The sequence below is a fragment of the Salinicoccus carnicancri Crm genome (genome assembly GCF_000330705.1).
GTDB lineage: Bacteria > Bacillota > Bacilli > Staphylococcales > Salinicoccaceae > Salinicoccus > Salinicoccus carnicancri.
In genome coordinates, this window is sequence record NZ_ANAM01000006.1 from 212,528 (window position 1) to 224,367 (window position 11,840).

The 11,840-nt window shown below is 49.5% G+C and carries 12 protein-coding genes; all 12 read left to right on the top strand.

The annotated features are described in order from the left end of the window. Positions 1-4 precede the first annotated feature (4 nt). Complete coding sequence (gene hslV, locus C792_RS0105900) at positions 5-544, top strand: ATP-dependent protease subunit HslV (protein WP_017548531.1); 540 nt, start codon at positions 5-7, stop codon at positions 542-544. Between the two features lie 14 nt (positions 545-558). Beyond that, positions 559-1,929 (top strand): ATP-dependent protease ATPase subunit HslU, encoded by a 1,371-nt coding sequence (gene hslU, locus C792_RS0105905; protein ID WP_017548532.1) that lies wholly within the window; start codon positions 559-561, stop codon positions 1,927-1,929. Positions 1,930-1,947: 18 nt separating this feature from the next. Further along, entirely contained in the window at positions 1,948-2,718 is a 771-nt protein-coding gene (gene codY / locus C792_RS0105910) for a GTP-sensing pleiotropic transcriptional regulator CodY (protein WP_017548533.1), read from the top strand. Between the two features lie 150 nt (positions 2,719-2,868). Beyond that, a complete protein-coding gene (gene rpsB / locus C792_RS0105915; protein ID WP_017548534.1) occupies positions 2,869-3,636 on the top strand; it encodes a 30S ribosomal protein S2 in 768 nt (255 codons plus the stop codon). 110 nt (positions 3,637-3,746) lie between these two features. Next, the gene (tsf, locus tag C792_RS0105920; RefSeq protein WP_017548535.1) at positions 3,747-4,625 is read left to right on the top strand and encodes a translation elongation factor Ts; all 879 of its coding nucleotides are present in this window, start codon (positions 3,747-3,749) and stop codon (positions 4,623-4,625) included. Positions 4,626-4,694: 69 nt separating this feature from the next. Beyond that, positions 4,695-5,417 carry a UMP kinase gene (gene pyrH / locus C792_RS0105925; RefSeq protein ID WP_017548536.1) on the top strand — a complete coding sequence of 241 codons (723 nt, stop codon included), beginning with the start codon at positions 4,695-4,697 and terminating at the stop codon, positions 5,415-5,417. Between the two features lie 15 nt (positions 5,418-5,432). After that, complete coding sequence (frr, locus tag C792_RS0105930; protein ID WP_017548537.1) at positions 5,433-5,990, top strand: ribosome recycling factor; 558 nt, start codon at positions 5,433-5,435, stop codon at positions 5,988-5,990. Between the two features lie 126 nt (positions 5,991-6,116). Further along, entirely contained in the window at positions 6,117-6,869 is a 753-nt protein-coding gene (locus C792_RS0105935; protein WP_017548538.1) for an undecaprenyl pyrophosphate synthase, read from the top strand. Position 6,870: 1 nt separating this feature from the next. Beyond that, positions 6,871-7,659, top strand: a complete 789-nt coding sequence (locus tag C792_RS0105940; protein ID WP_017548539.1) for a phosphatidate cytidylyltransferase — start codon at positions 6,871-6,873, stop codon at positions 7,657-7,659. A 23-nt stretch (positions 7,660-7,682) separates the two neighbouring features. Continuing rightward, complete coding sequence (dxr, locus tag C792_RS0105945; RefSeq protein WP_017548540.1) at positions 7,683-8,807, top strand: 1-deoxy-D-xylulose-5-phosphate reductoisomerase; 1,125 nt, start codon at positions 7,683-7,685, stop codon at positions 8,805-8,807. A 4-nt stretch (positions 8,808-8,811) separates the two neighbouring features. Next, a complete protein-coding gene (rseP, locus tag C792_RS0105950) occupies positions 8,812-10,095 on the top strand; it encodes an RIP metalloprotease RseP (protein ID WP_017548541.1) in 1,284 nt (427 codons plus the stop codon). Positions 10,096-10,107: 12 nt separating this feature from the next. After that, positions 10,108-11,796 carry a proline--tRNA ligase gene (locus C792_RS0105955; RefSeq protein WP_017548542.1) on the top strand — a complete coding sequence of 563 codons (1,689 nt, stop codon included), beginning with the start codon at positions 10,108-10,110 and terminating at the stop codon, positions 11,794-11,796. The last annotated feature ends 44 nt before the right edge of the window (positions 11,797-11,840 follow it).

Consider the following 11,840-nt stretch of genomic DNA (forward strand, 5'->3'; position numbering starts at 1 on the left):
GAAAATGGCTATTAAAGGAACGACGATATTCGCCATCCGTCATCAGGACAGGATGGCGATGGCCGGTGACGGCCAGGTCACACTTGGCAACCAGGTAGTGATGAAGCATACTGCACGGAAGGTCAGACGCCTGTTCGACGACAAAGTCGTAGCGGGCTTTGCGGGCAGTGTGGCCGATGCATTCACACTGTTTGAAAAATTCGAGGCCAACCTCCATGCATATAACGGAAACCTGGCGCGTGCCGCTGTTGAACTTGCCAAAGAGTGGCGGGGGGATAAGATCCTCCGGCAGCTCGAGGCGATGCTGATTGTCATGGATAAGGAGTCCATGCTGCTGGTAAGCGGCACGGGTGAGGTCATCGAGCCGGACGACGGCATACTTGCCATCGGCAGCGGCGGCAACTATGCGCTGGCTGCGGGACGGGCGATGAAACGACACGGTGAAGGTCTTGATGCGGAAACAATCGCCCGGGACAGCCTTCATGTTGCCAGTGAAATATGTGTGTTCACCAATGATAATATCATTGTGGAAACGATAGATTAAAGGAGCGTCTATAAGTGAAACAGAATCTTTCTCCACGTGAGATAACTGCACGTCTTGATGAGGATATCATCGGTCAGGATGATGCGAAGCGCAAAGTTGCGATAGCAATGCGGAACAGATTCAGAAGGATGCAGCTCGATGACGGGCTGAAAGACGAAGTGATTCCCAAGAACATTCTTATGATTGGACCGACAGGAGTAGGGAAAACGGAGATAGCAAGACGGATGGCGAAGCTTACAGGAGCGCCCTTCACAAAAGTGGAAGCGACGAAGTTCACTGAAGTGGGCTACGTCGGCCGGGATGTTGAAAGCATGGTGCGCGATCTCGTTGAAGCAGGCGTCCGGATTGTCAAGGACCGGCAGATGGAGATCGTCTCCGAAGATGCCGCGAACCTGGCCGAAGAACGGCTGGTCGGTCTGCTTGCACCGGGAGTGAAACGCACCAAGCAGTCGAATAATCCTTTTGAGATGCTCATGAACCAGCAGGGCGGTGAGGAATATGAAGAGGTGACGGATGAGGTGCGGCAAAAGCGCATGTCACTCCGTGACAAACTGAAAGCGGGACTTCTGGAAGATGAAAAAGTGACGGTCGAAGTTGAGCAGAGCCAGAACCCGATGGGCATGATGATGCCCGACATGGATGAAGGCGGTATGCAGGACATGCTGAAGCAGTTCATGCCGAAAAAAAAGCACAAGCGCACGATACCTGTTAAAAAGGCCCGTGAATACTTGCAGCGTGAAGAAGCGGAGAAGATCATTGATACCGACACGGTGAATTCTGAAGCGATAGAACTTGCCGAAACAATGGGCATCATATTCATCGACGAGATGGACAAGATCGCCAAGGGCGGACAGAACTCAGGCGATGTTTCGCGTGAAGGCGTCCAGCGGGACATCCTGCCGATTGTCGAAGGCAGTACGATCCAGACCAAATACGGTCCGGTGGATACCGATCACATCCTGTTCATCGGCGCCGGAGCATTCCATGTCGCCAAACCGAGCGACCTGATACCGGAGCTCCAGGGGCGCTTCCCGATCCGGGTCGAACTGGGAAAGCTGAAAGCGGAGGACTTCGAAAATATTTTGAGGGAACCGAGGAGTTCCCTGCTGAAACAGTATGAAGCCCTGCTGTCGACAGAAGGTGTAACGATTTCGTTCACCGATGAAGCTGTTGGCGAACTTGCACAAATCGCATTCGAGGTAAATTCGGATACGGATGATATCGGGGCGCGGCGCCTGCACACGATACTCGAGACTCTGCTTGAAGAACTGCTTTTTGAAGCAAGCGGAATGCAGGGCGCACATGTTGAAATCACAAGGCAGTACGTAACAGCAAGACTGGACAAAATAAAATCAGACAAGAATCTGAGCGCATTTATCTTATAATCATAAAGGAGAAAAAGAATGAACAGTCTATTACAGAAAACAAGGGAAATCAACAAACTGATACAGGGGAACAAGGGGATCAAGGTCGACTTCAAGGAAGTGTCGGAAATTGTAAGCAGCGTACTTGTATGTAATGCATTCATCGTATCCCGCAAAGGCAAAGTGCTGGGATTCGGCGTGAACTCAGAAATCACGAACCCAAGGATCAGGGAAATGCTCGAAAATCGCAGGTTCCCTGACGAGTATGTAAGCAAAATCATGAAGCTCGATGAAACACACGAAAACATCAAGTTCGAAGATCCGATGACAATCTTCCCGGCAGAAGATTCTTTCCAGGATTCCGAAACATGCATCGTTCCGATCAGCGGAGGCGGTGAACGTCTCGGCACACTGATCCTCGGACGCGTCACTGAAGCGTTCTCGGAAGATGACCTGGTTCTTGCGGAATATGCAGGCACTGTAGTCGGCATGGAAGTGCTGAGGGAGAAGCAGGAGGAAATCGAGAAGAAAGCGCGTGACAAAGCGAGCATCGCGATGGCCATCCGCTCCCTTTCCTATTCAGAACGGGAAGCGATAGAGCACATCTTCGAAGAACTCGACGCAGACGAAGGACTGCTTGTCGCTTCCAAAGTTGCCGACCGCGTGGGCATTACACGTTCAGTCATCGTCAACGCACTGCGCAAGCTTGAAAGTGCAGGCGTTATCGAATCAAGGTCACTCGGCATGAAAGGTACATTCATCAAAGTCAAGAAAGAGGACTTCCTTCCCGAACTCAGAAAGGAAAGCTGATTTTAATGTTTGATTTAAACATTGGAATATGATATATTATTAAACGGCTGAATTACAGCCCCATTACACACAGTACTGTCAATTGCTGACAGGTGCCGTTTGGTCGTCACCATAGCAGTACTGGAGGAAAAACCTGAGGAGGAAATATCAATGGCAGTTATTACTATGAAACAATTGCTCGAAGCTGGTGTACATTTCGGTCACCAGACTCGCCGCTGGAACCCTAAGATGAAGAGATACATCTTCACTGAAAGGAACGGCATCTATATCATCGACCTGCAGAAAACGGTCAAGAAAGTGGCAGAAGCATACGACTTCGTGAAAAGCATTTCCGAAGACGGAGGCAAGATTCTGTTTGTAGGTACTAAGAAACAGGCTCAGGAAGCGATCAGAGAAGAAGCCGAAAGAGCTGGCCAGCTTTTCGTAAACGAAAGATGGCTCGGTGGTATCCTCACCAACTACAAAACAATCTCCAAGCGCATCAAGCGCATCTCTGAAATCGAAAAGATGGAAGCGGATGGAACTTTTGATGTACTTCCTAAAAAAGAAGTCACTGAACTCCGCAAAGAGTATGATCGTCTGAACAAATTCCTCGGCGGAATCCGTGAGATGAAAGAAATGCCTAAGGCGCTGTTCATCGTGGATCCCAGGAAAGAACGCAACGCAATCATGGAAGCCAAAAAACTCAACATTCCAATCGTTGCAATGGTCGACACTAACTGTGATCCGGACGAAATCGATTATGTCATCCCTGCAAACGACGATGCAATCCGTGCTGTAAGGCTTATGACAAGCAAAATGGCGGATGCTGTCCTGGAAGGACAGCAAGGCGTTTCCGATGAGGAAATTGCACAGGAACAGAACATCGACATGTCAGAAGCCTCTGAAGAAGAGACTGCTGAAGCAGGCGAAAGATAATAAAGTTTTGAAACAACGGTGATAAGTATATTATTCTTATCACCTTTTTTTAAAGATGGACAGACTGTTTCCATCGGCATATGAAAAACATTAGTACAGGAGGATGTATTATGGCTATTTCAGCAAAATTAGTTAAAGAACTACGTGAAAAAACAGGTGCAGGCATGATGGACTGCAAAAAAGCTCTTCAGGAAACTGACGGTGACCTTGACAAAGCGGCTGACTACCTTCGTGAAAAAGGTATCTCCAAAGCTGCCAAAAAGGCAGACCGCATTGCGGCTGAAGGCCTTGTCGGCGTAAAATCCAGGGGCAACTCTGCAGCAATCGTTGAAATCAACTCTGAAACTGACTTCGTTGCAAGGAACGAAGGCTTCCAGAATCTGGTCAACGATGTTGCAAACCACATCCTTGAAACGAAGCCGGCGGATCTTGAAACATTGAATGCTTCTGAAATGAACGGCAAGAAAGTTGAAGATGTCATCACTGAAGCGGTATCCAAAATCGGTGAAAAACTGACTCTCAGAAGATTTGCAGTGGCTGAGAAGACGGACGACGATTCATTCGGTGAATATCTCCACATGGGCGGCCGCATCGGCGTGCTCACGATCGTCGAAGGTTCCACGGATTCTGAAGCTGCAAAGGATGTTGCCATGCATGCAGCTGCACTGAACCCTAAATACGTTTCCAAGGATGATGTATCCCAGGAAGAACTGGCTCATGAAAGAGAAGTTCTGAAGCAGCAGGCCCTGAACGAAGGCAAACCGGAAAACATCGTCGACAAGATGGTTGAAGGAAGAATGCGCAAGTATCTTGAAGAAATCTGCATCGTCGACCAGCCGTTCGTCAAAGATTCAGATCAGACTGTGGAACAGTTCCTGAAATCCAAAGGCGGTACGCTTAAAAACTTTATCCGTTTTGAAGTTGGGGAAGGTATCGAGAAGAGGGAAGAAAACTTCGCTGACGAAGTTCTCGGTCAGGTCAATAAGTAATGAAAAAGACACTTCGGTGTCTTTTTTTCTAAATGAATATTCAACAATAATAGATAAGGATGAAGATATATGCCTGAAACTTCCAAATATAATCGTATCGTACTGAAGTTGAGCGGAGAAGCACTGGCGGGGGATGAAGGCTTCGGCATCAATCCGGTGGTCATCAAAAACATTGCAGAGCAGGTTGCAGAAGCCAAGGAGCTCGGCGTAGAAATCGCGGTCATCGTAGGCGGCGGCAACATTTGGCGCGGCAAGATCGGGAGCGATCTTGGAATGGACCGCGGCACTGCGGATTACATGGGCATGCTTGCCACTGTGATGAACTCCCTTGCACTGCAGGACAGCCTCGAACAGCTCAGCTGTGAAACACGTGTGCTCACCTCGATTGAAATGAAACAGGTTGCTGAGCCTTATATCAGAAGGCGTGCAATCAGACACCTTGAAAAAGGCCGCATTGTAATCTTCGCCGCAGGCATCGGCAATCCTTACTTCTCCACTGATACAACTGCGGCGCTCCGTGCGGCGGAAGTGGAGGCAGATGTAATCCTGATGGGCAAAAACAATGTGGACGGTGTTTATTCCGCCGATCCGAAATTCAACAGCGGAGCCTATAAGTACGATACACTGACATATATGGAAATGCTGCAGGAGAATCTCCAGGTGATGGATGCCACAGCTTCATCCTTTTGTATGGACAATGATATACCGCTTGTGGTATTTTCGATTACAGAAGATGGTAATATCAAGCGTGCTGTGTCAGGAGAGACAATCGGTACGTTTATCAAAAAGTAATGGGAGAGAAAGACAATGAGTGAAGCAGTATTAAAAGATGCAAAAGGGAAGATGCAGAAATCCCTTGAAAGCCTGCAGCGTGACCTTGCGGCAATCCGTACAGGGCGTGCCAATTCAAGCATGCTTGACCGTGTGACAGTGGATTATTATGGTGCACCGACACCCATCAACCAGCTGGCAGGTATTGCGGTGCCTGAAGCACGTATGCTTACAGTGACCCCTTATGACAAAGGTTCTGTCGATGATGTGCTGAAAGCGATCCAACAGGCCGACCTCGGCGTCAATCCGACAAGCGACGGCACGATGATCCGCATCACTGTACCACAGCTGACTGAAGAACGCCGTAAGGAATTCGTCAAGGATGCACGCCGGGAAGGCGAAAATGCCAAAGTTGCAATACGCAATATCCGCCGTGAAGCGAATGATGAGTTCAAGAAGATGGAGAAAGATGGCGATATCAGTGAAGATGAACTGAGGAGCTATAATGATGATGTCCAGAAGCTCACTGATGACTACATCGCAAAAGTCGACTCTGCATGTGATGATAAAGAGAAGGACATTTTGGAAGTTTAATCTATCCTTTACAGGCGGGATTTCCTGCCTGTTTTTTTATGTCCCCCGCTTTGCGGGGGATAAAGTGATTGAGGACAGTTTGCTCACGATGTATACTATTAAATATAATGCTTTTGGAGGATTAACATGTTTGGTTGGAAGAAGCAGAAGCAATCAGCAGGAACAAGGGCGCTGCCGGAACATATCGCGATCATCATGGATGGCAACGGCAGGTATGCCAAACAAAGGAACAGGCCGAGGGTCAACGGCCATTACGAGGGCATGCAGAATGTCAAGCGTATCACACGGCATGCGTCGGATATCGGCATCAAGTATTTGACGCTCTATGCTTTTTCCACGGAAAACTGGAGCAGGCCGAAAAATGAAGTCAGCTACCTGATGAAGCTGCCGGGGGATTTCCTCGGAGCGTTTCTTCCTGAACTTATCGAAAAAAATGTTAAAGTGGTAACGATAGGAAATGGTGATTCACTGCCCGGCCATACTGTGAAAGCAGTGGCGGAAGCTGTGGAGAAGACACGGGACAATACCGGTCTGACACTCGTTTTCGCACTGAACTACGGCGGCCGCGATGAATTGGTCAGGGGCATAAGAGAAATTGCCGAAGAAGTTTCGACAGGGAAGCTGGCTATAGAAGATATCAGCCAGGCAACTGTAGATCGTCATCTGTACACCACACACATGCCGGAACCGGAAATGATGATACGCACCAGCGGTGAATACCGCCTGAGCAATTTCCTGCTCTGGCAGTCATCCTACAGTGAATTGTTCTTCACAGATACATTCTGGCCGGAATTTACAGCAGATGAACTTGATGAAATGATTTCACAGTACCAGAAACGCTCAAGAAGGTTCGGAGGCCTGGACGAAGAGGAGGTATAACATGAAGACGAGAACAATCACAGCCATAATCGCCCTGCTGCTGTTCATCCCGATGGTGGTGATCGGCTCATGGCCCATGCTCATTTTAGTCTATTTTCTTGCTTATACCGCCCTCTATGAAATATTGAAGATGAACCGCATACATATCCTCTCCATCCCAGGTATGCTCTCCATGATCGCATTGTTCATCGTCATGGTGCCGCATGAAAACTATGCGCCGAACATCTCGGCTTTCCAGGGTGATATGATCATCGGCATGGCACTCGTCATGCTGAGTTTCACCGTCGTGAGCAAAAACAGATTTTCATTCGTTGACATGGGTTTCTGTGTACTTGCAGTAGCCTACGTCGGCATCGGTTTCATGTATTTTTACGAAACACGTGAAGCAGGCCTGATATACATACTCTACGGACTGCTCATCGTCTGGGTGACGGATACCGGTGCCTATTTGGCCGGCAGGGCGATGGGGAGAAGGAAACTCTGGCCTCAGATCAGCCCGAATAAAACCGTTGAAGGGTTTCTGGGCGGGATACTGTGCAGCCTGCTCCTTGCGCTCCTATTCTTTGTGACAGGCTGGATCCAGGGGACGAACGTATTCCTGTTTGTCTTCCTGACGATGATACTGAGCATGTTCGGCCAGCTCGGAGACCTGGTCGAGTCCGCACTGAAACGCCACTTTGATGTTAAGGATTCAGGCAGGCTCCTGCCGGGTCACGGGGGGATCCTGGACCGCTTTGACAGTTTCATCTTCGTGCTCCCTCTGATGAACATACTGCCGCTCATAAACTAAGAGATTGATAAGGTGAATGTTATATGAAAAAGATATCCATACTCGGTGCGACGGGTTCCGTAGGCACTCAGGCTTTAGAAGTGATCAGCTCCAACCCGGAGTCATTTTCGCTCTGCAGCATTTCAGCAGGCAGGAACATAGCGAAACTGGAAGAGATCATAGAAGAATTCAGCCCCTCCCTTGTCAGTGTGATGGACGACAATGCCAGAAAGTCATTGGCGTCGAAATACACTGACATTGAATTTTTATCGGGAAGGGAAGGGCTTCTAGCCATAGCGGATGATGATTCCGACATGCTGCTGACAGCAATCCTGGGCAGTATCGGCCTCGAACCCACCCTGGCTGCGATAGATGCAGGGAAAGACATCGCGCTCGCAAATAAGGAGACGCTTGTTGCCGCCGGAGAAACCGTGATGGCAAGGGCGAGGGAAAAGGGTGTGGAGATCGTGCCTGTGGATTCCGAGCATTCCGCCGTCTTCCAGTGTCTCCGCGGTGAGAGGCTGAGTGAGATGAAACGCATCATCCTGACAGCGAGCGGGGGCTCCTTCAGGGACCTCACACGGGAGGAGCTCTCCGGGGTCACACTTGAAATGGCACTCAACCACCCGAACTGGTCGATGGGTCAGAAAATCACAATCGATTCCGCCACTATGATGAATAAAGGACTTGAGGTCATAGAAGCGAAATGGCTCTTTGATGCTGATGTGGAACAGATTTCAACGATACTCCACAGGGAGAGCACCATCCATTCCATGGTGGAGTTCAACGACAACAGCATCATGGCACAGATGGGCACAGCGGACATGAAGACAGCGATACAGTTTGCCTTCAGTCACCCGGACAGGCTGCCTGCACCCAACCCGATGGATCTGGAAGGGATGACACAGCTCAATTTCCGTCCAATGGACCTCGAGCGTTTCAGAATGCTGCAGTATGCCTATGATGCACTCCGGACAGGAGGCACGATGCCGGCAGTTATGAATGCAGCGAACGAATATGCGGTCGCAAAATTCCTGGACGGTGAAATATCTTTTACAGAGATAGAAAAGGTAGTAGAATTGCGGATGAATGAACACAATCCGGTGCAGAATCCGGATATCGAAACCATTCTGTATTATGATCGGCTGTACAAGTCCGATATGAGGTGATTAAATGATCGGCATTTTAGCATTCATAGTAGTTTTCGGCGTGCTTGTGACCGCGCACGAACTGGGACATATGATCGTGGCGAAACGCGCCGGTATCATGTGCCCCGAATTTGCCATCGGCATGGGTCCAAAGCTCTTTTCATATAAATACAACGATACACAGTATACGCTCCGGCTGCTGCCGATCGGTGGATATGTCCGCATGGCTGCCGAGGAGATGGAAGTCAATCCATTGAATTCCGGCATGCGGATCCAGCTCAAGGTGAATGACAGAAACGAAATCACGCACATCATCCTTGATGACAAGCATAACTTTACACATATCGAGGAAGTTGAAGTGGTCGAATCCGACATCAAAGACAAAATGACCGTGAAGGCACTGAGGCTGCATGACAGTGAGGAAATAAGCTACAGCATTGCCCATGAAGCCTATTTCGTCCAGAATTCAGAACTGGAGCGTATCGCACCCCGCTCTGCAAGATTCGAATCCAAATCGGTCTTTGCAAGATTCATGACACTTTTTGCGGGGCCGGCGATGAACTTTGTCCTTGCATTCGTACTGTTCACATTGCTCTTTTACATCAACGGCAAGCCTTCGGAAGAACCGGTTGTGGGAGTCGTGGCGGATGATACCCCGGCTGAGGAAGCCGGACTAGAGGAAGGGGACAGGCTGCTCAGCATTAATGGAACCGAGGTTGACAGCTGGGACCATATGTCACAGATCATCCAGGATAAAGGGGAATCCGAACTTGACATCGTCGTTCAGAATGACGGTGAGGAAAGGACACTGGAGATGACCCCTGTCGTCGATGCTACCGAACTGCCCGACGGGGAGACGGTGGAGCGGCTGATCATCGGCATCGGTGCCGCAAATGAACATGGGACTCTGTCACCACTATGGTGGGGCGTGCAAGAGACCTACGAGATGGGGACGATGATCTTCCACCTTGTCGTGGATATGTTCATCAGTATATTCGAAGGGACGTTCTCGTTTGATATGCTGAACGGGCCTGTCGGCATATATAAAGTCACCGAAGAGGTGGCTGCCCAGGGTCTGATGACACTGATCAACTTTACGGCAATACTGAGTGTCAATCTCGGCATAATGAACCTGCTGCCGATTCCGGCGCTTGACGGAGGCCGCATCCTGTTTGTGCTGTACGAGGGCATATTCAAAAAACCGCTCAACAAGAAAGTGGAAATAAATATCCAGCTCATCGGTGTGCTCTTCGTATTGATGGTGATGATACTGGTAACATGGAACGATATAAAAACATTTTTCCTTTAGGAGTGAAGTCCAATGAAACAATCCAGAATGTTTATACCCACGATGCGGGAAACACCGCAGGATGCAGACAGCCTCAGTCATCGCTACATGCTGAAGTCGGGCATGATCAAGCAGATGGCGGCGGGCATCTACACGTATCTTCCGATTACGAAGCTCGTGCTCAACAACATCGAACAGATTGTACGTGAAGAGATGAATGAAATCGGTGGAGTGGAGATCCACATGCCGGTACTGCACCCTAAAGAACTTTGGGAAGAATCCGGAAGATGGCAGGCGTACGGATCTGAACTGATGCGCATGAAAGACCGCCACGAACGGGACTTTGCACTCGGCCCGACCCACGAGGAAATCGTTACGGCGCTTCTCCGCGATGAACTAAAAAGCTATAAGAAGCTGCCGCTCACCCTTTTTCAGATACAGACGAAATTCCGCGACGAATTAAGGCCCCGCTTCGGTCTGCTTCGCGGACGCGAGTTCATCATGAAGGATGCTTATTCCTTCCACAGTGATGAAGCCTCGCTCGATGAAACGTACAACGATATGTACAGGGCATATTCGAACATCTTCAGTCGCGTCGGCCTGAATTACCGCGCTGTGGAAGCAGATTCCGGCTCCATCGGCGGCAGCCACACCCATGAATTCATGGCATTATCGGAAATCGGCGAGGATATCATCGTCTACACCGACGAAAGCGGCTATGCATCAAACATCGAGAAGGCGGCATGCGTCATCCCGGAAGTGGTTGACAATGCGGCACAGAAAGTGCTTGATAAAGTGCCGACACCGGGTGTCGATTCCTGCCTGTCACTTGCTGAACATCTGAACATCGGTCTGATGGATACGACCAAGACGATGGTGGTTAGCATAGACGGTGAATTCGTCATGATCCTTATCCGCGGCGATCATGAACTGAACGACATCAAAGTAAGGGACTACTTCGGTGCTGAAAATGCAGAATTTGCCACAGATGCAGAAATCAGGGAGATAATGGCCGCTGCCCCCGGCAGCCTAGGACCCGTTGGGTCATCCATCCCGGTATACCTTGATCATCAGGTGGATGTGATGTACAACTATCCAGTGGGGGCGAACACTGATGGATACCATTACACCAATGCCAATCACGGCCGTGATTTTGAAGTTGCAGGCACGGGTGATTTCCGCTTCATCACAGAAGGGGAGATGGCAGAGGATGGAAGCGGTGAAGTGAAATTCATGAAAGGGATCGAAGTGGGACAAGTATTCAAGCTCGGTACAAAATATTCCGAATCCATGAACCTCAACGTGCTGAATGAAAATGGCCGCAGCGTCCCCGTCCTGATGGGATGCTACGGCATAGGGATTTCCCGTACGCTCTCTGCGATCATTGAAAGCCACCATGACGACCGCGGCATCATCTGGCCGAAGTCGGTGACTCCGTTCGATATCCACATCATTACGGCCAACCCAAAAGACCTGGACGCCCAGGATGCGGCTGACAAACTGTATGAAGCGCTCGGCCGTGAATACAGGGTGCTCTATGATGACAGGAAAGAACGCGCCGGCGTCAAGTTCGCTGATTCCGATCTGATCGGTCTGCCGTACAGGGTAGTCATCGGCCGCAGTATCAAGGATGGAAGAGTGGAAGTAAAGGCACGTGACAGCGAAGAAACGGTCGAAGTGGAAATCGGACAGGTCACAGAATATTTTAAAGCAAACTATTAGAAAGAAATTTTCAGCGCGTAAATCATGGATTTGCGCGCTTTTAC